Consider the following 25030-nt stretch of genomic DNA (forward strand, 5'->3'; position numbering starts at 1 on the left):
CCTGCCGTCGTGCCTCCGTGGTTTATAAACCTCCTTCCAACAACATAATCTTCACTTTCAAAATAGCAATCACTAATTTCGTCTACTTATGCTTTTTTTAACGAACTAGCGCTCCTTAATAACCTTAATTGTTTTTCAGCTTTTTTGTGCCTCTTTCAGTCTTTGCGCGTTCGTGGCAAAAACTCCGTGTACCTCCCTGCCGTCGTGCCTCCGTGGTTTATAAACCTCCTTCCAACAACATAATCTTCACTTTCAAAATAGCAATCACTAATTTCGTCTACTTATGCTTTTTTTTAACGAACTGCGCTCCTTAATAACCTTAATTGTTTTTCAGCTTTTTTGTGCCTCTTTCAGTCTTTGCGCCTTCGTGGCAAAAACTCCGTGTACCTCCCTGCTGTCGTGCCTCCGTGGTTTATAAACCTCCTTCCAACAACATAATCTTCACTTTCAAAATAGCAGTTACCGAAACAGAATCGGTGATCTTACCGGTAGTTACCATTTCATAAGCCTCATCAAAAGGAATTTTTTTCACCATCAACTGCTCTGTTTCTTCCGGATCAGGATTGTGCATGCTTAACTCCTGCGCAAGATAGACGATGGACAACTCATCGCTGATTGAGTTAGACAAATGCATCTCAATCAGCTTCGTCCATTTTGCCGCTTTCAACCCGGTTTCCTCCAACAGTTCCCGTTTGGCAGCTTCGAGCGGCTGTTCATCAAAAGGACCACCACCTTCAGGAATCTCCCAGGAATATTGATCCAATGTAAAACGGAACTGGCCAACGAGGTAGGTATTCATATCTTCATCCAATACCATTACCCCTATCGCTACATTCTTAAAATGCACTTTGCCATAAATTCCTTTCCCGCCAGACGGGTTGATCACGTCATACTCCGTGACATTGATCCACTTGTTATCGTACTTTTCCCGGGAACCGAGAATTGTCCAGGGATTTGTTTGTTCGTTCATTAACAGGTGTCAGGTATCAGGCGTCAGGTATCAGCTATCAGCTATCAGCGACCGACGCCTGTCCTGAATTATTTTACAATTAATTAAAATGTTTTTGCGCGTAGAACATAACAAAAGCAGCACGAATCACCAAACGGAGAACAGGTATCCAACACCTGAAACTAACTCATGCCTGATACCTGATACCTGAAACCTCATACCCCACACCTCATAGCTGATAGCTCACAGCTATTTCCGCCCCATCGCATACTTAATCCCACCCAGCAAATGCTGCAGGTACAAAGGATCTTTGTAAGAATCATCTGTATGACCAAGCTCAGTATAAAAAGCACGACCGCCATCAAACTCATGATACCAGCTCATGGGATGGTAGTTGCCATTTTCACCGCCTTTGTAGCTGCTTTCATCAATGGTTATGAGTACATGAACATTATTATCAAGCTGCAGATTTTTGAAATTGTACCATTCATCAAAACGTTTCCATTCACGCGGCAAATGTTTGGTCGCGATGAAAGTTGAGTCAACTACATGCAATACAGCTTCCTGCTGTTTGGGATGACTTTTAAATTGCGCTCCAACCAATTTGTTGTACCAGGGCCAGTCGTACTCGGTATCAGTTGCTGCATGTACACCAACGTATCCGCCGCCAGACTGAATGTATTTTTGAAAGGCATCTTGTTCAGCATCACCCAATACGTTCATCGTTGTGCTTAAAAATATTACCGCGTTATATTGTTTAAGATTGGCCTTATTAAATTTTGTACTGTCGGTGGTTGTATCAACTGAGAAACCATTGTCCTTGCCCAATTGCTGAATGGCAGCGATGCCGGCAGGAATGGAAGAATGGTGAAAGCCGGCAGTTTTTGAAAACACCAGCACTTTGTATTGTTTTTTTGCAAGGGCAGCAACACTAAAGAAAAGCAGCAAGCTAAAGGAAAGCAATAGTTTTTTGTTCATATTTGGTTGTTATTAAACAAGTAAGAAAGCATAAACTTACAGAATGTAATTTCAAAACAAAAATGGAATAGCAAATTGTCGGTAAATATGGCAATGAAACCGGAAACTGAAACGGGCGAAAAGAAAATTTAATAATTGTGTGAATGACACATATGTTTTATGCTTAATTTACAATGTTTTTCCGGTTAGCCCCCCAAGCACAGTTCCGGGCTAAGTTTCAAAAATCCTTTAAAACATTGCCATTTATGAAAAGAAGAGATTTTCTGCAATCATCATCCACGCTGCTAATGGGCGCTGGGCTGGCATCGGTTTTACCAGCCGACTTGCTTGCCATGAAAAAGAGCATTTCAGCCAACGGTAAAATAAATGTAGCGGCAATCGGCATAAACGGAATGGGCTGGGCCGATCTTACAGCTATCCTTAAAGTTCCTGAAACTCAGGTGGTAGCGTTGTGCGATGTAGATCAAAATGTGCTGGACAAACGCGTAGCGGAACTTACCAAACTAAACATCAAAGCACCAACGACCTATAATGATTACAGAAAAGTGCTGGATAACAAAGACGTTGATGTGGTGATTATCGGCACGCCTGATCATTGGCACTGCTTAATAATGCATGATGCCTGCCAGGCGGGTAAAGATGTATATGTTGAAAAACCGGCAGGCAATTCAATTATTGAGTGCCGCGCCATGGTGGATGCTCAGCAAAAATATAATCGCGTTGTGCAGGTTGGCCAGTGGCAACGAAGCAACAAACATTACCAGGACGCTGTTAATTTTGTAAGATCGGGCAAACTGGGCCAGGTACGCCTTGTAAAAGCCTGGGCCTACCAGGGCTGGATGAAATCTGTTCCGGTTAAACCAGACACTGCGGCTCCGGCCGGTGTTGATTATCAAATGTGGTTGGGACCAGCGCAGACAAGACCTTTTAACGAGAATCGCTTCCACTTCAACTTCCGTTGGTTTTGGGATTATGCAGGCGGATTAATGACGGATTGGGGTGTGCACATGATAGATTACGCTTTATTGGGAATGAATGCCGATCTCCCCAAAAGCATTATGGCGGGAGGTGGCAAATTTGCCTATCCTGACGATGCAGAAGAAACACCGGACACATTAACTGCTGTATATGAGTTTGATGGATTTAACATGTTATGGGAGCATGCCACCGGCATAAATGATGGTCCGTATACACGTGATCACGGCGTTGCATTTATCGGCAACAATGGAACGCTCGTGGTAGATCGCGGAGGATGGGAAGTGATACCGGAAATAATTAACGGCACACCCAAAATGGAAGCCGTTGCACGTCAGCTAAAAACAGACGAGGGGCTTGAATTACACGCGCAAAACTTTATTGATGTGGTAAAAAGCCGGAAGTTGGAAGACCTAAGAACACCAATACAGGCTGGGGCGCACGTTGCCACTGTTTGCCAAATGGGAAACATTGCGTTCAAGACTGGAAAGAAAATATTCTGGGATAAAGACAAAAATAAATTTACAGACAAACAATCTAACAAGTTTCTCGCAGCCGACTATCACAACGGCTATAAAATACCTTGAGTTTAGAAAATTATAAACGATTAATTTTAGCCCTGCAGCTTAATGATAGTCACAAATAACAACAACCAATATGATCAGAAAATTTTCATTATTAGCAGCGACAACATTTGTTTCAGCTATGAGTTTTGCACAACAAAAAGGTGATCCGAAAGATACAGAAGTATGGGAGCCGGTTCCGAAGGTGGTTACCACCGGAGCTATTTTCTCTGATGCTCCATCGGATGCAGTAGTTCTGTTTGACGGCAAAAACCTGGATAACTGGGTAACAGTAAAAGATGGCAGCCCTGCCCAATGGACCGTTGCAGATGGCGCTTTGACGGTTAATAAAAATTCAGGCAACATTCAAACAAAACAATCATTTACCGATTACCAGTTACATATTGAATGGAAGATTCCGTCCAATATTACAGGTGAAGGACAGGCCCGCGGCAACAGCGGCATCTTCCTTGCGTCAACAGGAGGCGGCGATGCCGGCTACGAATTGCAGGTATTGGATTGCTACAACAACAAAACATATGTAAACGGTCAGACAGGTTCTATTTACAAGCAAGCAATTCCGTTGGCTAATGCATGTAAGAAACCAGGCGAATGGCAAACTTATGATGTTGTTTGGAACGCACCACGTTTTAACGAAGATGGCACAGTAAAAACACCTGCGCATGTTACCGTTTTCCATAACGGTGTCCTGTTACAAAATAACTACGAGTTAAAAGGTGAAACGCTTTATATTGGCAAGCCTTCTTATCATAAACATGGCCCCTGCCCTATTAAATTACAGGCGCATGGCGACAAGAGCGAACCCATCAGCTTTAGAAATATATGGGTTAGACCGCTATAAGCTATCAGCAGTCAGCTATCAGCTTTCAGCCATGAGTTGACAGCGAGAATACACTGCCGATCGAACTTTTTTTTAGCAGTTCTGAGTTTTAGTCTCAGACTACATACATTGAACAAATTCAAAAAAGCCGCAGCAAACACTGCGGTTTTTTGTTTGCATATTTCAGGGATGTGTTGCACGAATTCAGCCGAGATTAGGCGGATATGATTACATTTGTCTATCGTCCATATTTGATCTTGTGATCATTATAACCTTTTCAATTCCTATGCGCCATAAGAAACTATTTTATATTTCATTCTTTGCAATCTTGTTGACCGCAGCAAGCCTGCTCTTTCAGTATTGCACTCCGTCGCAAACACGCGACAGTAAAGCGGATACATCCTCTAACAATTATATCGGTGAACAGAGTTGCATTTCGTGTCATTCGAAAGAATATAACGACTGGAAACAATCAGATCATTTCATGTCCATGCTGCCAGCTACTGATTCCACTGTATCCGGCGATTTTAATAATGCTGTATACACTGCTGATGGCGTTACGAACCGGTTCTTTAAGAAGGATGGCAAGTTCTTTATTAACACAAAAGACCTCAATGGAAATTATCGTGATTTTGAAGTGAGTTACATCTTTGGCTACAAACCATTGCAGCAATATCTTGTCAAGACTGAAAAAGGTAAAATGCAGGCAACACGTGCAAGCTGGGATGTTAACAAAAAGAGATGGTTTCATCAATATGCCGGTCAGAAGATTGAGACGAAAGACTGGCTACACTGGTTAAAAGGCGGCCAAAACTGGAATACCATGTGCGCACGATGCCATAGCACCAATTTGCAGAAGAACTATTTCCCCGAAGCTGATTCCTTTCATACAACGTACAATATCGTAAACCTGAATTGTGAAAGCTGCCATGGACCTGCAGAGAAACATGTTGCTTATATAAACGGCGATGAATACAAAAAAGGCAATAAAGTTGCCGGCTCCTTTTTAAAAAAGATTGACAACAACACCGATCGCATTAATACGTGTGCTCCCTGCCATGCAAGGCGCGGAGAAATTTCTGACAAAGAAATTCCGTCTGAAGAAATAATGGACAATTATATTCCAGAAATACCCTCCACTGAAAATTTTTATGCAGACGGACAGATGAATGACGAAGATTATAACTACACATCTTTTCTCCAAAGCAAAATGTACAGGCACAATGTAACCTGCATGAATTGCCACAATCCGCATTCTGTTAAAACAGTGCTTACAGGCAATCTTGTCTGTTTGCAATGCCATGAAAAAAAGTATGATGAGTTCACGCATACTTTTCATGCAACGGGAACAACCGGTGCCTCATGCGTTAATTGCCACATGCCTGGTAAACTATATATGGGAAATGATTTCAGGCACGATCATAGTTTTCGTGTGCCGAGACCAGATCTTTCAGTGAAATATGGTACACCCAACGCATGTAACAATTGCCACACTGACAAAACCGTAATATGGGCTGCAAATATCATCGCTCAAAAATCCGGGAACTCCAGAAAATATCATTTCAGTGAAGATCTCATTCCAGGGAGCATGAACAATGCAGAAGCCGGTCCACATCTGCATAAATTACTACAGGATACTGCCGTTCCAAATATCATTAAGGCCACAGCAGCCTATTACTTGCAGCGGCAAGGAACAGCAACCGCCCTGCAGGATCTCTTAACATGCCTGGAACACAAAGATGCACAGGTTAGATATCGGGCATTGAGAAGCCTTGCATCCTTTCCGTCAGACCAATGGAGCATAAAGGCAGCACCGTTATTGAGTGATAAAGTGCGAGCAGTAAGAATTGCAGCTGCATCGCTTTTTGCAGAGATCCCAGAGAATCAAATCCCCACTCAGTTCAAGAATGCACTTGACTATGCAAAAAGCGAAAGACTCGCATTCATGAATTACCAGCTTGATTTTCCAATTGGAAATGTAATGGTGGCAGATGAATTTAGAAGAAATAAAGACGATATCTCCGCAGAAAAATATTACAAGCGCGCATTAGCAAAAGACAGCCTTCTCACCATTGCGCAACTTAATCTCGCCAGCCTCTATAATTCAACAGGGAAAAATGACGAGGCTTTAAACCTGCTCAACATGGCCATCAAGGTCGAGCCGCGTAGCAGCCATTTGTATTACAGCCTTGCTTTGTTGCAAGCAGAAATGAATGATTACAACTCGGCCGTCAACAATTTTGCAAAAGCGATTGAATTAGATAAAAGTAATCCAAGACTCTACTACAACTATGGCCTTATGCTTAATAAAACCGGCAATAAAAAACAAGCCGTTGTAATACTTCGGCAAGGACTTAAACTTTCTCCGCAGGACGCGGATTTACTCAATGCGCTAAAACACGTAGTTAATTGACAAGGGAAAATTCCTGCCCGACTAATGTCATTCAGGCGGGGACAATTGAAAATGAAGGCGAAGGAAAATGTGCGAATATGCAAATATGAAAATGTGCAAATATGCGAATGGGAGAATGTGCAAATGCTGATACTTATCTCTTAACCATCCTAAAGCAATTATTCAGTTCAATTAATCCCGTTAATCCTCCAATCCCATAAATCCCGGTCCAGACAATCAAGTTCCTCTCCAAATTCGTAATATTGTTCCTCTAACTATGACATCCAAAGACTATTACGACATATTGCATGTTCATCCCAGGGCATCACATGAAGAAATAAAAAGGTCCTACAGAAAACTTGCCCTTAAATTTCATCCTGACAAAACCAACAACGATCATCTTGCGTCACTACATTTTAAAGAGATAAAAGAAGCCTACGAAATACTCAGCAATCAACGAAAAAGGGAAGCATATAACTATGAGCGCTTTTTCAAAGCGGCTCCGCCAAAAAACACCAGCGACATTCATCGCATTTCCCCCGAATGGATTTTAAAAGAAGCGACAGAATTACGCAAAAAAGTTCAGGCTACCGACCCATTCAGGATAAATGCAGACGGGCTTTTTAATCAGCTAAAAATTTTGTTATCAGAATACAATCTGCTCGTCTTAAAACATGATAACAAAATGGATGTTAATGAAAAAATTATCGATCAGCTGCTTGCAGCTACCAGGCCTTTACCTGAATCGCTTTTTAAGGATACAACCACATTACTTAATGATGTGGCACAAGGCCATGACCCACTTGTAGAAAAAATTCAGGCCGAAATGAAAGCGAGAAAATGGAAATATTTCTGGCAGAAGTACAAAATAGTCGCCGTGATTTTAATAGCATTAATATTATGCTGGCTCATCTATGCAGTTAAGTTGTAAACCATTGCAGAAACGCACAACATCAATTCCAGAACACTGAACAGCCTCAAACTCACGCTTCACAAGGATTTCAGATTAAACAGGGTTTAAATAACGGTTAAAAAAAATTTAGCTTTCTTATTGTTTACAGCTTTTGCATTGTATTAACTGTCTTATACGGAATACTGCTATTTATAGCCTAACCCTGCTGCGTGCCCTGACTCCGCAATTATGTATTTATCACCACTTTAATTATGCGTTATGAGAAACGCTTATTGCCTTTTATTGCTTCTTTGCAGTTTCCTATGCAGCCTGGCACAAACCAAAACTATAACAGGAAAGATTGTTGATGAAAATGGCCAGCCTGTAGATGGAGCGTCAATAACAATCAAAGGCACCACAAATGGAACGGCTGCCGCAGCTGACGGCAGTTTTACAATTTCTGTCGCTAAAGGCAGAACGCTTGTTATCTCCGCGGTAAATTTCGCCACGGCAGAGGTACAGGTAACAGACGCTTCAGATTATCCTGTTACGTTAAAACCACAGGCCAACGAAGTAAAAGAAGTAGTAGTAACAGCATTGGGTATCAGGAGGGAAAAAAGATCGCTCAGTTATGCTACACAAGCTGTAAGCAGCGATCAGTTGAACAAATCAGGAACGAACAACCCGCTAAGCGAACTGAATGGTAAGGCCGCCGGGTTAACAGTGATTAACAGTACCGGCGAACCAGGTGGAGGTACATATATCCGGCTCCGTGGTGTTACCTCTATTACAGGTAATAACCAGCCGCTGATGATTATAGATGGGGTTCCTATCGACAACTCAATCAATAACTTCGACCCGACAAATGCTGGTGCAGGTGCGGGAGGCGCCAATGGAAACCTGACTGGCGGCGCTCAACCAACCAACCGCGGAGTGGATATTAATCCCAATGATATTGAGTCCATCAACGTTTTAAAAGGTCCGGCAGCCACTGCATTGTATGGTATTCAGGCAGCGAGTGGCGCTATTGTAATCACAACCAAAAAAGGAAATGCGGGAAGGAAAGGTACTAGTATCGTGTTCAATTCATCTGTTACATTTGATAAGGTCAGCAAATTACCTGGTTTGCAGAGTCAATACTCACAAGGCAGCGGAGGCCATTATTCGCCTCCTGAAAACGGAGGTTCCATTTCCTGGGGTGCAGCCATCGATACATTATCCTGGGATGGGGCAACTGATTATCCTTTTGATAAACACGGACACATTGTTGGCAGATCTGACCCTTCCGCAAAAATTCCAGTAACACCTTATGACAGATACTCTTTTTTCAGAACGGGAACTTCTGTCAATAACAACATTGCACTTTCAGGTGGCAACGATAAATCATCCTATCGTTTTTCATTAGGGAACTTATACCAGCATGGTATTATTCCCAAAAGCAAGTACGTAAAAACAACTGTGAGCCTGAACGGCCAAAGTAAGATCACTGAAAAACTTACTGCTTCTGCCGGAATTACATATACTAACTCCTCCAACTACAAGGTTCAACAGGGATCAAACCTTTCCGGAGTAATGCTTGGGCTAGTGCGTACACCTGTAACATTTGACAACTCGAACGGATATTCCGATGCCGAAAATCATCCTGATGCATACATATTGCCTGATGGAACACAGAGAAACTATCGCGGAGGAGGAGGCTATGACAATCCATACTGGACAGTTAATAAAAGTCCTTTTACATCTGACCTTGACCGCGTATTTGGCTTTGGACAGGCAAGCTACCAGGTGCTTGACTGGTTAAATCTTACCTACCGATTGGGAGGCGATATTTATGGACAAAATGATAAGAACTCTTACGATATAAACACCAGTGCTTTCCCCGCAGGTGCAGTGTATTTAAACAATTACACCAACAAGCAATTTAACTCCGACTTCATTATCAACATGCATAAAACTTTCGGAAATGACTGGGATGCTGCTTTAACGTTGGGACACAACTATTTTACGTTGAACCAAAGCAACAGGTTGGCACAAGGAACATCTTTACTTCAGCCAGGATTCTTTGATATTACGAACGCATCATCCTTTTTATCTACAGAAACATTACTCAGAAAAAGAACAATGGCCTTTTATGGGCAATTCGATTTGAATTATAAACGCGAACTCTATCTTACTTTAACCGCGCGTCGCGAAACATCTTCAACATTACCGGCACACAATAATACCTTCTTTTATCCGTCAGTAAGCGCCGGCTGGATCTTTACAGAACTCAACTCATTTAAAGGAAGTAAGGTCTTGTCATTTGGTAAACTACGCGCATCCTTTGCACAGGTAGGTAAAGACGCTCCTATTTATTCTTTAAACACACCTTTTACTATAGGTGCATTTAAAGATGGATTTACAACAGGCATTAACTTCCCGGTTAACGGCATTGGTGGGTACCAGATAAGCTCAGCAATTGCAACAATAGGCAACCCTGATCTTAAACCGGAAAATACATATTCATATGAACTGGGTGCTGATCTCTCTTTCCTGAAGAACAGGATTAACCTTAATGCCACAGCTTATTACAGTGAATCAAGAGATGTGATATTCCCAACATCAATTCCATATTCCACTGGCTATGCGGCTAAGTTGTTGAATGCAGCAACCATTAGTAACAAAGGATTGGAGCTTACATTAAATGCTGTTCCGCTAATATTATCGAATGGCTTGAAATGGGATGTTACGATCAACTGGTCACGCAACCTTAACAATGTGAAATCACTTACTCCGGGTGTTGACAGATTCTTTGTAGCCGGCTTTGGCGGTGGTGAAGCAGAAATTGATGCTGTTGTTGGTCAACCATTCGGAATGATCTATGGTAATACATTTGTACGATCCGATCCCAATAATATGAACAGCCAGTTGCTGATAAATGATGTAAAGGGTGACGGATATGCACAACCACTTGCAGGCGGCCCGAATGCCGTGATAGGAAACACGAATCCCGAATGGATTGGATCGGCTATCAGCAACCTTACTTTCAAGGGCTTTACATTCGCCTTCCAGTTTGATATCAGGCATGGTGGACAAATGTGGAACGGTACACGTGGCGCACTTTCCAACAAAGGCACTTCATATCAGACTGCAAACAGGGGAACAACTACTGTATTTAAAGGATTGCTGGGTCACCTGGACGCCAATGGCAACGTAGTTCACCTGGATAAAGATGGCGTAACAGAATTACCCGGACCAGGCGTGACAAATACTATTCAAAGCACATACGACCAGTATTACTGGCAAAATATAGGCAGCAGCTTTGGTTCAGGCCCACAGGAAGTAGATATTAAAAGCGCTGGATTTTCAAGATTGCGCCAGATCAGTTTAACATATGAATTGCCTCAGTCCATATATGGTCCCAACGCCAAATTCACATCTATTTCTTTAACCGTTTTCGCTAACAATTTGTGGTTAATGACAAAATATGATGGCGTAGATCCTGAAACAAGTCTTGCCGGACCTGCCAATGCACAAGGCCTTGATTACTTTAATAATCCGGGCACAAAGAGTTATGGCATTCGATTAAACATTGGTTTATAATTAAAAAAGAAGAGCCATGAAACTGTTTAAACTAAATATAATTATCTGTTGCATAATGCTGATTACCTTATGCAACGTCTCCTGTAAAAAATCTTTTTTTACAGATGTTAACCAAAACCCCAATGCACCGGCATCTGTTTCTCCTGCCCTTGTTCTTTCAACTGTAGAAGCTGCACTGGGTTATACCCAGGGTGGTGATATTTCCAGGTATACATCTTTACTTATGCAGCAGGTATATGGCAATGCCAGCCAGTCACAAGCCTATTATCAATATGCACTGAACGCAGGAACATTTGATAACGTGTGGCCTGATCTTTATACATCTGTAATGGTAAATGATGATACATTAAAAAACCTTGCAGACGTAGGACACTACAATGCATATAGCGGCGTATCAAGAATATTGATGGCTTACACTTTGCAAATCACTGTTGACCTTTGGGGAAGCATTCCTTATTCCCAGGCATTGATCGGCAACTCGCAACTAAAACCCATCTATGACAGCGATAAAGGATTGTACGACACAATAGTGAGTTTGATAGATGTTGGTATTGCCCAGCTTAATGATCCCGACCCCGGGGCGCTGGTTCCGGGAGTTGAAGATTTTATTTATAACGGAGACGCAGCTAAATGGATAAAGTTTGGCCATGCTATAAAAGCGCGCATTTATTTTCACCAGAGCAAAGGCAATGTGGCAATGGCAACAAAAGCCCTTGACGAAATTGCGTTAGCGTTTGCCGATAATTCAGAAAACGCACAATATACCTTTGGTAATGCAGAAACTTCTTCCAACCCCTGGTATCAGTTTAATGAACAACGCCCTGGTGATATCACCTATTCTAATACAACAATAGCGATGTGGATGTTGCAATTAAAAGATCCGCGTTATTCTATTTATATTGACAGTCTGAATGACGGAAGCGCAGGTCAATCCGGAAAACATTTTGGCGGACTGGGAGATTATTATGCATCCATCAATTCACCGGTTGAGTTTATTACTTATGATGAAATGCTGTTTATGAAAGCCGAAGCCATTTTGAGAACAACCGGAGACATATCAACAGCACAAACTGTATTCCGGACCGCAATAACTGCCAATATGCAAAAGCTGGGCGTTCCTGATGCAGACATCACTACTTATGTAAATGCCCAGGGCAATTTAACAGGCCCTGTCGCGAATGCTATCGGCCAGCTCGCCCTGCAGGAATATATTGCCCTGTACTTAAACCCGGAAGTATTTACACTGTGGCGCAGGACAAACAATCCGCCACTTACACCAATTACAGGAAATGCTATTCCAAGAAGGCTGTTGTATCCTCAAAGTGAATTATCCTATAATGGAGAAAATACACCAAAGGTTACTTTATTCACACCTAAAATATTCTGGGACAATTAACCCTTGTTGCAGGCTTATGAGAACATTAAAAAAAGATGCCTTTAAAAGGCATCTTTTTTTAATGTATAAACCTTTGCCATATTAAGCCGTGATAAAATTTAAAACTAATATATGATAATCAGTATATTATAAAAAGACACGAATTTAGTCTACCAAATACCTCGGCTTAAAAATTAATTAAAAGCTAAATTTAATACAGCTTTTTTGAACTCTTTGGCGTCCTTACAGTTATCACATATTGATTTAACCTGCCCTTATGGGTTAAATGAAACACTTCATTTTAAATGTAAATCATGAGAAACATTTTATGCATGTTTTTGATGCTAATGTTTTCTTCTGCGGTTGCGTTAGCACAAAATACTAAAACTATTACTGGGAAGGTACTTGACAAAAACGGGAAGGCCGTAGAAGGCGCTTCTGTACATGTTAAGGGTACCGAAAAAGGAACTACAACAGGCTCCGATGGCACTTTTTCCATTTCAGTAAGTTCCGGAACTATACTCACCATTGATGCGCTCAATTTTGCATCACAAGACCTTACAGTTGGCAGTGACAATGACTACACTGTTACAATGAGCCAGCAAGACAACGTAATCAACGAAGTTGTAGTAACTGCTTTGGGTGTAAAAAAAGAACAAAAAGCAATTGGCTATTCGGTATCAACAGTAAAAGCCGATGAACTTGTAAAGTCAGGCGAAACCAACATCATTGAAGGTCTAGCTGCAAAAGCAACGGGCGTGCAGGTAACTTCATCAAGCGGCACACCGGGTGCCTCTTCAAAGATTGTATTAAGAGGGCCTGCTACTTTTAGCGGAGATAACCAGCCACTGATTGTTATTGACGGTGTGCCGATGGACAACTCAGTTAATAACGTAAACCCGGCAGACAACCCTTACAATAATGCACTATCTGGTGTTCAGGTAGCAAACAGGGCGTTAGATATTGCGCCGGAAGACATTGAGTCTGTATCCATATTAAAAGGACCAGCGGCGGCGGCGATATATGGACAAGCGGCGGGAAACGGCGCAATCATTTACACAACAAAAAAAGGTGCAGCAAGAAGAGGAATTGGTGTATCATACAGCGGCAATGTTGAAATACAAAATGTGAGCAAGCTGCCTGGAATTCAAATGCGGTACGGGCAAGGTAACAACGGATCTTATAGCAATACAACTCCCAATAGCTGGGGAGAGGATCTGGTTAAAGCAGGCAAACCAATCTATGATAACATTGACAATTTCTTTCAAACGGGTACAACTTTTAACAATAACATCTCTCTTAATGGAGGCAGTGATAAAACAACTTTCCGTATGTCTGTCAACAGTACAAACATGAAAGGTATTGTTCCGAACTCCAAATTAAACCGTTATTCAGCAAGGATTACTGGCGATTCAAAATTGAGTAACTGGCTGACTGTTGGTGGAACAGCCAACTATTCTAACACGCAAAGCACGCTGGTTCAAAATGGTTCCAACCTTGCGGGTGTTATGCTGGCATTGTTAAGAATGCCTGTTGACTTTGATGGAAGAAATTATATTAACCCAGATGGTACCCAGATAACTTTCTACGGGGCATATGACAACCCCTTCTTCTCTGTAAGAATGAATCCCTACACAGATGAAACAGATCGCTTTTTAGGTAATGTATATGCTGATGCAAAATTGAGTAAGACCTTTTCACTTTCATGGAAAGTTGGATCGGATTTTTATAACACTGACAGTAGACAAATATATGCATGGTCATCTCTTGGTAACGATAACGCTGATGGTACAGGACAAGTTAACAAGATCCATGTCGGTTATCGCAACCTGTATTCTGACCTGTTATTGAAATTCAAAACATCCTTTGGTGCAGATAAAAACTTTGGACTGAACGGTATGATCGGAGCCAACTACAATTACAAGCAATATCAATCATTATTTGCACGAGGCAGAGGGCTTTCTATTCCCGGCTTCTACGGGCTTTCCGGTTTATCTGAACTATATGCAAGCGATGCTGAAAGCTACCAGAACAGTAAGGCGTTATTTGCCGATCTTACTTTTGATTACAAGAGTACAGTCTTCCTCACACTAACAGGAAGGAATGAATGGTCTACAACATTCGGTAAAAATGCAAAAGGATTTTTCTATCCTAAAGCAGACCTGTCTTACGTATTCAGCAGCCTCTTCAAAGACAGCAAAGTTGTTAACTATGGCAAAGTGAGAGTTGCTTATGCAAATGTGGGTATTTCGCCAACGGTTTATACAGACCGCACGTATTATACCGTGCCTAATATTGCCGATGGTTATACTGGCGGATTAAGCTTTCCGTACATGGAACAAAATGGATATGCAATCTCTAATACCTTATACGGATTTGATCTGAAACCTGAACGCAATATCGGTTTGGAAGCAGGTTTGGAGATGAAGTTCTTCAAAAACAGAATAGGACTTGATCTTACACTATATCAACAAAAATCCAAAGACCTGTTAATTGGTCAACCAATTGCTCCAACATCAGGTTTCCAATACAAATATGTGAACATAGGGGAAATAAGAAACCGCGGCATAGAAGTAGGTCTGAGTGGCGATGTGATCAAATCAAAAGACTTTCTCTGGAACATTGTTGTTAACTGGTCCAAGAACGTAAATGAGGTATTGCAGCTTGCCCCTGGCATTCCTGAACTTCCTGTAGGAAGTGCATTTACTACGCCACAATCCTTTGCCATTGTAGGCGAACCTTTTGGCGTGCTTTATGGAACAAAGTTTCAGCGTGATGCAAATGGCAATATGCTAATACTGTCCGGCAGTGGACTTCCCGCCCAGGAAACCACAAACCAGAATATTGGAAACCCATTGCCAGAATGGCTCGCGAACATTAATAACTCGTTTACTTATAAAAACTGGAACTTCTCTTTCCTTTGGGATATACGGCATGGTGGAACAGTATGGAACGGTACATGGTCCAATCTTAATTTCAGGGGTAAATCGGCTGAATCCGGAGATCGCGAACGCACTTACGTAATAGACGGCGTATATGCTGATGGTCCTAACAAGGGGCAAAAGAATACAACAGCTATCTCCGCAACCAGTTACTATCAAAACTACCTGGGCAATACCGGTAGTGAAGTAGCTATGCAGGATGGCGGATGGGTGCGTTTAAGATCTGTTGCACTTTCTTACAGATTTTCTTTCAATAAAAAAGCTATTCAATACATAGAATTGGGCGCAGGCCTCAGGAACGTAATTCTTATTACCGATTACAAGGGCATCGATCCTGAAACAAGTTTAACTGGTGCATCACAAAACTTTAATGGGTACGATTACTACAACAACCCAGGCACCAAGTCTTATTTGTTCAATCTGAAAATTGGATTATAAAAGAAGAAACTTATGAAAAGCAATAACATAATATACCTGTCTTTAATAACAGTATTCATTCTTGTGGGTAGTTGCAAAAAAGGAGACGATCTTTTTATAGATCCATCACATCCTTTAACGGTAACCCCGCAAACGCTTCTGACTTCTGTTGAAGTAAACACTTTTATGAATATTGAAGGCGACTTAGCGCGCGTATCTTCTGTATTAGACCAGCAAATGGCAGGCGCAACAGGACAATACCAGGATCTTCAAAATTATAAAATGACCGAATCTGATTACGATAATCATTGGGCAGGCTTATGGAGTAACACCATGAAAAATGCTAAGACCATGATGGATACTTACAGTGGTGAAAGCCCATGGTATGGCGGAATCGCCAGGATAATGATGGCGATGAATCTGGGCGTGGCTACGGATATTTGGGGCGACGTGCCCTATTCTGAAGCATTTCTGGCCCCTGCCAACTTTGCGGCCAAATATCAGCCACAACAGGAGATTCTTGATACTATCCAAAATTTGTTAAGTGAAGCAATTACAGCGCTTTCAAAACCAGATTCTGAAAACCATGATTTGCCAGGCTCAGATGACCTGATATTTGGCGGCGATGCTGCCTCATGGATACAGGCAGCATGGACATTGAAAGCACGTTATGCAAACAGACTTAGCTTGAAAGATCCCACTGGCTCAGCTACTAATGTCCTAAATTACCTGGCCAAAGGAATTTCCGATCCAGCCCATAATCTCGAAGCAAAGCATGATGGTAGTGGAACAGCACAAAACCAATGGGGAGCCTTTCAAAATCAACGCGAAGGGTATTTCGTAGGGAATAAGTTCTTTATCGATATGCTGAATGCCAATAGCGATCCACGCCTCACTTATTATTTTGCAGAGGGAACGGATGGTACTTATTTTGGAGCTGATATTACCGAAGAAGTTATTAATACTGATGCATCTCCAATCGGGCCTTATTTCGATGTGGATCAGAACTATCCCCTCGTTACTTCCTACGAAGCACGTTTTCTTGAAGCCGAAGCTAAACAACGCCTCGGCCAGGATGCTTCCGTCGCTTTAAATAGTGGCATTAAAGAATCTGTTCAGTATGTTACGAAGGGCACAAATGACGGAAGTTCAATAGCGAAATACACACAGGCGACCGCAACCAAAACTGCTATACTGACGGAAAAATACAAGGCAATGTTTGGACAAATTGAAGGCTGGAATGATGTAAGACGCACTAACATTCCCGCCTTAACACCCAGGCCGGCTTCTGCAGGCGCGGTTTTAAGTTACATTCCGGTTCGCCTGCCAACTCCATCCAAGGAGCGCTTGGGTAACCCTGATAACGCAAAAGTTATCGAACTAAACGTACCGGTTTGGTGGGCAACTCCTTAGTAATCAGTGTTTAAACGAATGAGAATGAATTAGAGGCTGTTCCAACACGAAACAGCCTCTAATATTAAAAATTAGTCATAAAAATTTAATTTTTTTTGTGCTGCTTTTGCATTTTCCCACGTAAATGCTACTTTCGCAGCGAATATTTTTTGTTAACCTGGTTTAATAGCCGTTAAATGTCTATTTACAATGGCAGTAAAAATGAGACTTCAAAGACACGGAAGTAAAAAAAGGCCGTTCTACTTTATTGTAGTTGCCGATGCCCGTGCACCCCGTGATGGTAAATTCATTCAGAAAATTGGTACGTACAACCCGCTTACCGTACCTGCTACAATTCAGTTAGATCGTCAGAAAGCATTGGAATGGTTGCACAAAGGTGCTCAACCTACTGACACAGTTCGTCGCATCCTTTCTTTCAAAGGCGTTCTTTACCTGAAGCACTTATTACGTGGCGTTAAGTTAGGACTGTTTGATGAAGCTACAGCAATGGTGAAATTCCAAAAGTGGCATGAAGAACACGAAGTGACTATGAAAAAACGTACTGAAGAGCACAAGAAACAGCAGCGTACAAAAAGATCCGGTGGTACAAGACCAGCAGTTAGAAGAGTAGAAAATTCAGGTGGCGAAGCTGCTCCTGCTACTGAAGCTTAATGGTATTTGCCGTACAAAATTTTTAAAGTCCCTGGCAGTTTGCCCGGGACTTTTTTAATTGAAAGTGGATAATGGAAAATTGATAATGAAAAACAATCGAAGCGTACTCCATCCCCCATTTTCAATTTTCAATTTTCAATTGTCAATTGTCAATTATTCAAGATGACAGAGAACTACGTTAATATTGGAAAAATTGTGGCCGCATTTGGCTTAAAGGGAGAATTGATTCTTCAACATGGCCTTGGTGCTAAAACAAATTTGAAAGACGTTAAAGTTATCTTCGTAGAACAGGTAAAAGGTTCTTATCTGCCTTATTTTGTTGAAAAATCAAAAGCCAAAGACGAAACTGAGATGTTTGTCAAGGTAGAAGGAATTGACACCAAAGAAGCTGCAAGACCTATTCTTCACAAACAGGTTTGGCTGACTGATAAAGATTTCAGACAACTGGCTGACTCATCCTCTCCCATTGCATTGCTCGGCTATACGCTAATCAATGAAGGTGAGCCTGTCGGCATTATTGAAGAAGTGATCGAGCAGCCGCACCAGGTTCTTCTCCGCGTGGATTATAAAAACAAAGAAGCCCTTATCCCTCTCCACCAGGAAACACTCGACAAAATTGATAAAAAGAAAAAGGAAGTTCATGTAACGCTGCCGGATGGATTATTAGAGATATATCTTTGAAGATCGTAAGATCGTAAGACCGTAAGACCGTAAGACCGTAAGATCGTAAGACCGTAAGACTGTAAGAAAGTAAGACATGTAAGAGGGCTGTTGCGAATGATAGAGTGCATGCAGGTTATTAGGCCGGCTTTTATGCCAGGTTCAAGAGGAAAAGAGCTGCCAATGTCGATGAAGTTACCAGCACGGATTTTTGAATTTTGACTTTTGAATTTTGACTTTTGCCCCCCCCGGCTTTTCTCCTATCTTTATTACAACACTGCGCGTATGTCCCACTCCGAAGACTTGTTAACCTTAAGGAAATTTGTTTCACCCTTATATGCATTTAGCAGTGAAGAAGAATGGGAACATTTCGCTGGCACTTGGAAGCCTTTTACAGCAAAAAGAAAAACATTATTACTGGCAACAGGCGAGACTGAAAAGCATCTTTATTTTGTTACTGAAGGTGTGCAAAGAGCCTTTAGCCTAAGTGGCGAGGAAAAAGATGTAACGCTGGTGTTCACTTATGCTCCCTCGTTTTCGGGCGTTGTTGATTCCTTCCTGTTGCAGCAGCCATCAAAATATTATATGGAAACGCTTACGGCGAGCAGGTTTATTCGTACAACTTATTCGCAGGTGGATGAAATGATGAAACTGTATCCGTCATTTCAAAGCTTTATCATTAAGGCATTGAGTGCAACTTTATCCGGCGTTTTAGAAAGGCAGATAGAACTGCAATGCTTTTCCGCCGAACAGAAATTTCTCACCTTGCTTAAAAGAAGTCCGCATGTACTCAGACTCATTCCTCACAAATACCTTGCTTCTTACCTTGGGATAGACGCGACGACCTTTAGTAAGTTATTGGGATCGGTAAGACTGACGATGTAATTCATTGCCACAAAATCTTGGCGCAGACCAAGATTTTTTTTGAGCATTGCTAACAACTTTGTGAAAAAATAAGACCATGCCAACCTACACATCCCAGGAACTGATAACAACGCTTCAGGAACAGACTGAGGAAATTTTGCAAACAGCTATCCGCGAATGGCAAATGTTATCTCATGAAGAATTTTCCAGGCAACCCGCTCCCGGCAAATGGAGCGCTAATGAATGCCTGCAACACCTGAATAGCTATGGTGATTACTATTTGCCCGCCATTGAAAAAGCAATGGGCCTATCAGCGGCAAAACCTTCAGCAACTTTCAAAACTGGTCGCCTGGGAAATTATTTTACACGGCTGATGGAACCCGGCGAGAATGGTCCGTCTAAGAAAATGAAATCGCCTGCCAATCATTCACCAAAAACAATAAAAAGCAGTGTTGAGGTAATTTCAACATTTATCGATCAGCAGGAAAAAACATTACAGCTACTGGAACTGGCCAGAAAAAAAGACCTGAATAAAATACAGATCCCTATTTCCATCGCAAAATTCATCCGTCTCAAACTGGGCGATGTATTTATGTTTGTTATTGCTCACAATAGAAGGCATGTACTGCAGGCGGAGAGGGCCGTGGGAGATCGTAAGACAGTAGGATCGTAAGACAGTAAGATAGTAAGACGTGTAAGACCGTAAGATGGTAAGACATGTAAGACTCGTAAGATGGTAAGATTATAAGAGCTGTATAAGATTGAATGAAGATGAAAAAAAGTAAAGTTGTTTCACCTGTCTCTTACGATCTTACTGTCTTACGATCTTACGGTCTTACGCGTCTTCAAAAAAAGGCCCCGCACAGAATTTACATTCATACATGCAGGGCAGACACATGAGAGGTTGCTAAAACAGGCAACGCGAGCTGCCTTGTTGTTGTTTATTTATTTGGCTGCGGTGTATAACGCAGATAAGGTTTAACTACTTTAACGCCTTTAGGGAATTTAACAATAGCATCTTCTGTTTTGATCGCAGGGACAACAATCACATCTTCACCTTCCTGCCAGTTTGCGGGAGTAGCAACGCTATGGTTAGCTGTTAATTGTAAAGAATCAATTACACGCAATACTTCATTGAAATTTCTTCCGGTTGAAGCAGGGTAAGTGATAGTCAGTTTTACTTTTTTATCTGGTCCGATAACAAACAGAGAACGAACAGTAAATGTTTCAGATGCATTAGGATGGATCATATCATATAAACCAGCCACTTTTCTGTCTTCATCAGCAATGATCGGAAATCCAACTGCACAAGATTGAGTTTCGTTGATGTCATTGATCCAGCCACGGTGCTTACCAAGATCGTCAACACTTAACGCCAATACTTTTACATTGCGTTTTGCAAACTCTTCCTGTAATAAGGCAGTCTTGCCCAATTCAGTTGTACAAACAGGAGTATAATCAGCAGGGTGCGAAAACAGAATACCCCAGCTATCACCCAGGTATTCGTAAAAATTGATATCACCAATGGTTGTTTTTGCATCGAAGTTAGGAGCGGCATCGCCCAGACGTAAACTCATACGGAATAATTTTTAAGGCTACGAATATAGTAATTCCCTATAAAAAAAGTAGACTTCTGAAAAATATTTTTTGGTTAGGCATTTTAAACAGATTTCCATTTTGCCGGTTAATTAATTATTTGCTTTCGCCCTTTCAGGGCTTACTTGTGTTGGATTTATTTCCCAGGGCGTTGCCCTGGGCTAATGCTAGCGTCCCTTCAGATACTTATTGATCGAAGGTGTATCTTATAGTACATTCCTTCCGAATGGACGATTGAAAAATGCGTAGCATTTTTTTCAAAGCGCTCTAAGGAGCGCCGTTGCGGGGGGACGAAGCCACACGGCTTGGGCGGGGAACGAAAATTAAAATTGAAGATGATTGTGTTTAAATTGCGATCCGACATACTGACAAACAAAAAAGCCTGAATATACCCACATACATTCAGGCCATTTTTTTTATGTTAAGCGTTTTATCGCTGAAAGCTGATAGCTGATAGCTCAAAGCTCACAGCTACTTCTTCTGTCCCGCTTTTCTTAATTGCTGCAACAATGCACGCATGTCTTTAGGCAGTTCCGCTTCAAGCGTATAACTTTCTCCGTCAAGCTCAAACTTCAACAGTGCTGAATGCAGCGCCAGTCTTGATAATATCGGCCTTTCTTCATCTTCCGATTTAGAAAGTTTGTAGTTGCGTTTAAGAGACGAAATAAAAACGGGCTCACCGTCACCATACAATTCGTCACATACAATACTATGACCAATATGCTGCATGTGTACACGGATCTGGTGTGTACGGCCGGTATGAATCTGGAATTTTATAAGAGAATACAATTTGAAACTCTCAACAACTTCATAATCTGTCAACGACGTCTTGCCCTTTGCATGCGTGATCATTTTTCCATTCTTGCCAGGATGTTCCATTATAGATGCATCAATGCTTCCTTTTTCCTGTTGCAGATGTCCATGAACAAGCCCGAGATAAAACTTCTCTACGTCACGGCCTTCAAATAATTGAGAAAGCTGCTTATGAGTTTCTTCATCTTTTGCAAAAACAATTACGCCGCTGGTGTCTTTATCCAATCTGTGTACGGTGTAAATCGAACCATATTGCTGCAAAAGCAAATCTTTTAAAGATACTTCACTCTGCATCCTGTCCGGAACACTCAACAAACCAGCAGGCTTATTGATGGCAATAAAATGATCGTTTTCGAATATTATATTAAGCTTCATTGATAATAGTCAATCGTGAATAGTCAATCGTGAAAATTCGGACAACGTCCTTTTTTGAAGAATAGTTTTAGGCTTTAAGCTTTGGGCTTTAGGCTTTAAGCTTTAGGCTTTGCGCTTTGAGCTTTCTTAATAAAGCTCTGGTTCATAAACTTCAACAACCTAACCTCTTTCTCGTTAAGGTAGCGCCATTTGCCGCGCTCTACATTTTTCTTGGTAAGATTTGCAAACATTACCCGGTCAAGATTTTTCACATTGTAACCCAGATGTTCAAATATGCGACGCACAATGCGGTTTCGTCCGCTGTGGATCTGCACACCTACAACATTCTTGTCACGCGCATCAACATAACCTACAGCATCAGCTTTAACCAAACCATCTTCCAGCTCAACTCCATCTAAAATGGCTTGTCCGTCGTTTTTAGCGAGCGGCTTGTCGAGCGTTACTTCGTAGATCTTTTTAACTTCAAAAGAAGGGTGCGTTAGTTTTTGCGCAAGCTCCCCATCATTGGTAATTAATAAAACACCAGTCGTGTTGCGGTCGAGGCGGCCAACAGGATATACCCGCTCGTTTGTTACTGCACCTTTAATCAGATCGAGCACAGTCTTGCGGCCTTGTGGATCATCGAGGGTAGTAATATAATCTTTGGGTTTGTTTAATAATATGTAGACAAGGTTCTTTTGAATATGTACCAGTTTTCCTTTCACTTTCACTTTATCATCAGGCGAAACTTTAAAGCCAGGTTCATAAATTATATTGTTATTCACCTGCACTTTTCCTTCCTTCACCAATTCGGCTGCTTCCCTTCTCGCACACACACCTGCATGTGCTATATACTTGTTGAGCGGCATCTTCTCATCACCCAGCTTTTTCTGAATAAACGGAGCTCCGCCTGTTTTTGTTTCGGGGCTTTCTGCATGAGACCTTTTACCATCCCTCTTCAAAAACAATTTCTTGTCATTTCTTCCTTCAAAGGTTCCTTCTTCTTTTGCGGGTTTGTCGTTTCTCTTGTCAAAACGCGGCTCCTGTCCTCTTTTGCCAGCCTTTCCATTTTCACCAACGGTTCTGCCTTTATGTTTTGCCTGTCGTTCTTCACGCTTGGTTTTGTCTTCAGGCGACTCGATACCTCTTTGCTTATCAAGTTTCTTCTTGCGCATTTCTTCACCCTGCGCTCTCATATCAGCTTTGGCTTCCCTTTTTTCGCGGCGCATTGCTTCTTTGCGGCTCGCGTTATTAGGCTGAATAAACTTGTCAAATGCTTTTTTACTCATAGAATTGTATTTGCTGTTTTTCAACAGTAGTTAAGTAACGTTGTACGTTTTAAATTATACGTTGTACGTTGTATAGTCAGAAGATTGCTGCGATGGCATTCTCAATTGTCCATTTTCAATTGTCAATTAAGCTAAAGCTTCCTCTCTTGTTTTATTCGCCAACTGTCCGCATGCTGCATCAATATCTTTACCCCGGCTTCTGCGTAAATGCGCATTCACTTTGTGTGCCTCTAAGTATTGAATGAATTGTTGGGTTGATTCTTCATCCGGTTTAGTGAACTGGAATGCATCAATTGGATTGTACTCAATAATGTTTACGAGATCAGCAGGCACCTGCCTGTATATCTTTACCAGTTCCTCGGCGTCTTTCAGGCCATCATTGAGATCTTTGAAAAGAATATATTCGAAAGTTATTTCGTTCTTGGTGTTCTTGTAGAAATAATTCAATGCTTCGATCAGTGCTTTAATATTATTGCTTTCATTAATCGGCATTATCTGGTTGCGTTTTTCATCGTTCGCCGCATGCAGTGATAAAGCCAGCTTAAATCTTACTTTATCATCACCCAGCTTTTTAATCATCTTCGCCACGCCCGCGGTTGAAACTGTTATACGCTTAGGGCTCATCGCAAGACCATCTTCCGCTGTAATGCGCTCGATCGCTTTCATCACATTGTTATAATTAAGCAACGGTTCCCCCATGCCCATGAAAACAATGTTTGACAGCTTTTTATTATATGCTTTTTCCGCCTGTTGATTAATGAGTACTACTTCATCATAGATTTCGTCGAACGTCAGGTTACGTTTGCGATCCATATAACCAGTGGCGCAGAACTTACAGCTAAGGCTACAGCCTATTTGAGAAGAAACACAAGCGGTCTGACGGTTATCGGTAGGTATTAATACACCTTCCACCATGTGACCGTCAAATGTTTTAAAACGGCTTTTAATGGTGCCATCCCCGCTATGTTGCGTTGTATTTACCAGTAATGCAGGCAGAGAAAAGTCTGAACCCAGCCTGGTTCTCAACTCTTTACTCAAATTGGTCATAGCCTCAAAACTATGGGCATGCTTCTGCCAAAGCCATTCATAGACCTGTTTGGCCCTGAATTTCTTATCACCGATTTGTAAAAAGTATTCCTCAATTTCCGCGTAGGTTAAATGGCGGATATTCTTCTGCTGCGCGTCTGACATGGCGCAAAGGTACAAAAAAGTGGGGGATGTGGGGCGGGAATGAGGTATCAGACGTCAGGTATCAGGTTTGAGGGCTTAATGCTCCAAGACAGAAGTGTAGGCTAAAAGGGACTGAAATATGCATCAGAAACGATATGCATAACCGCCTGTTTATGCTATTATAATTTTCTTCGCTCCAATAAACGTACAACGTACCACTTATAACGTAAAACTTTTCCGGAGCTTTTAGCTTCTCTCCTTTTCCTTATTTTTAACATGAAATATAACGTTTTAAAAGAACTAAGGCGCTGGCG

Annotated in this window: 18 protein-coding genes; 12 read left to right on the forward strand and 6 right to left on the reverse strand. The window is 41.6% G+C overall.

Annotated features, from left to right (window positions below):
* Nucleotides 1-412 precede the first annotated feature (412 nt).
* Together QTN47_RS09285 and QTN47_RS09290 are read right to left on the reverse strand one after the other, a co-directional pair.
* Nucleotides 413-970: an NUDIX domain-containing protein gene (locus tag QTN47_RS09285; RefSeq protein WP_369329078.1), complete on the reverse strand. Its 558-nt coding sequence runs from the start codon at nt 968-970 to the stop codon at nt 413-415.
* A 228-nt stretch (nt 971-1198) separates the two neighbouring features.
* Nucleotides 1199-1927, reverse strand: coding sequence for a ThuA domain-containing protein (locus QTN47_RS09290; RefSeq protein WP_369329079.1), 729 nt, complete (start codon nt 1925-1927; stop codon nt 1199-1201).
* Between the two features lie 245 nt (nt 1928-2172).
* Here QTN47_RS09290 and QTN47_RS09295 point away from each other — a divergent pair, with 245 nt between their 5' ends.
* The 12 genes from QTN47_RS09295 (at nt 2173) to QTN47_RS09350 (ending at nt 20167) form a co-directional block, all read left to right on the forward strand.
* A complete protein-coding gene (locus QTN47_RS09295) occupies nt 2173-3489 on the forward strand; it encodes a Gfo/Idh/MocA family protein (protein WP_369329080.1) in 1317 nt (438 codons plus the stop codon).
* Between the two features lie 70 nt (nt 3490-3559).
* On the forward strand, nt 3560-4327 hold the full coding sequence (locus tag QTN47_RS09300; protein ID WP_369329081.1) for a 3-keto-disaccharide hydrolase: 768 nt from the start codon (nt 3560-3562) through the stop codon (nt 4325-4327).
* Between the two features lie 265 nt (nt 4328-4592).
* Complete coding sequence (locus QTN47_RS09305) at nt 4593-6719, forward strand: tetratricopeptide repeat protein (RefSeq protein WP_369329082.1); 2127 nt, start codon at nt 4593-4595, stop codon at nt 6717-6719.
* 256 nt (nt 6720-6975) lie between these two features.
* Nucleotides 6976-7629: a DnaJ domain-containing protein gene (locus QTN47_RS09310; RefSeq protein WP_369329083.1), complete on the forward strand. Its 654-nt coding sequence runs from the start codon at nt 6976-6978 to the stop codon at nt 7627-7629.
* Between the two features lie 240 nt (nt 7630-7869).
* On the forward strand, nt 7870-11172 hold the full coding sequence (locus QTN47_RS09315; RefSeq protein WP_369329084.1) for a SusC/RagA family TonB-linked outer membrane protein: 3303 nt from the start codon (nt 7870-7872) through the stop codon (nt 11170-11172).
* Between the two features lie 16 nt (nt 11173-11188).
* Nucleotides 11189-12568 (forward strand): SusD/RagB family nutrient-binding outer membrane lipoprotein, encoded by a 1380-nt coding sequence (locus QTN47_RS09320; protein ID WP_369329085.1) that lies wholly within the window; start codon nt 11189-11191, stop codon nt 12566-12568.
* Nucleotides 12569-12861: 293 nt separating this feature from the next.
* Nucleotides 12862-15927: a SusC/RagA family TonB-linked outer membrane protein gene (locus tag QTN47_RS09325; RefSeq protein WP_369329086.1), complete on the forward strand. Its 3066-nt coding sequence runs from the start codon at nt 12862-12864 to the stop codon at nt 15925-15927.
* 12 nt (nt 15928-15939) lie between these two features.
* The gene (locus tag QTN47_RS09330; protein ID WP_369329087.1) at nt 15940-17319 is read left to right on the forward strand and encodes a SusD/RagB family nutrient-binding outer membrane lipoprotein; all 1380 of its coding nucleotides are present in this window, start codon (nt 15940-15942) and stop codon (nt 17317-17319) included.
* 189 nt (nt 17320-17508) lie between these two features.
* Nucleotides 17509-17970: a 30S ribosomal protein S16 gene (gene rpsP / locus QTN47_RS09335; RefSeq protein ID WP_369329088.1), complete on the forward strand. Its 462-nt coding sequence runs from the start codon at nt 17509-17511 to the stop codon at nt 17968-17970.
* Nucleotides 17971-18132: 162 nt separating this feature from the next.
* Nucleotides 18133-18651, forward strand: coding sequence for a ribosome maturation factor RimM (rimM, locus tag QTN47_RS09340; protein WP_369329089.1), 519 nt, complete (start codon nt 18133-18135; stop codon nt 18649-18651).
* A gap of 264 nt (nt 18652-18915) precedes the next feature.
* Nucleotides 18916-19515, forward strand: a complete 600-nt coding sequence (locus QTN47_RS09345) for a Crp/Fnr family transcriptional regulator (RefSeq protein WP_369329090.1) — start codon at nt 18916-18918, stop codon at nt 19513-19515.
* 76 nt (nt 19516-19591) lie between these two features.
* On the forward strand, nt 19592-20167 hold the full coding sequence (locus tag QTN47_RS09350) for a DinB family protein (protein WP_369329091.1): 576 nt from the start codon (nt 19592-19594) through the stop codon (nt 20165-20167).
* Between the two features lie 268 nt (nt 20168-20435).
* Here QTN47_RS09350 and QTN47_RS09355 read toward each other — a convergent pair whose 3' ends face one another.
* The 4 genes from QTN47_RS09355 to rlmN form a co-directional block, all read right to left on the reverse strand.
* Nucleotides 20436-21071, reverse strand: coding sequence for a peroxiredoxin (locus QTN47_RS09355; RefSeq protein WP_369329092.1), 636 nt, complete (start codon nt 21069-21071; stop codon nt 20436-20438).
* A gap of 490 nt (nt 21072-21561) precedes the next feature.
* Nucleotides 21562-22278 (reverse strand): RluA family pseudouridine synthase, encoded by a 717-nt coding sequence (locus tag QTN47_RS09360; RefSeq protein ID WP_369329093.1) that lies wholly within the window; start codon nt 22276-22278, stop codon nt 21562-21564.
* Between the two features lie 95 nt (nt 22279-22373).
* A complete protein-coding gene (locus QTN47_RS09365) occupies nt 22374-23546 on the reverse strand; it encodes a pseudouridine synthase (RefSeq protein ID WP_369329094.1) in 1173 nt (390 codons plus the stop codon).
* A gap of 126 nt (nt 23547-23672) precedes the next feature.
* Nucleotides 23673-24737, reverse strand: coding sequence for a dual-specificity RNA methyltransferase RlmN (rlmN, locus tag QTN47_RS09370; protein WP_369329095.1), 1065 nt, complete (start codon nt 24735-24737; stop codon nt 23673-23675).
* Nucleotides 24738-25030 lie beyond the last annotated feature (293 nt).

The organism is Danxiaibacter flavus, assembly GCF_041060425.1.
GTDB classification, from domain to species: Bacteria; Bacteroidota; Bacteroidia; order Chitinophagales; family Chitinophagaceae; genus Danxiaibacter; species Danxiaibacter flavus.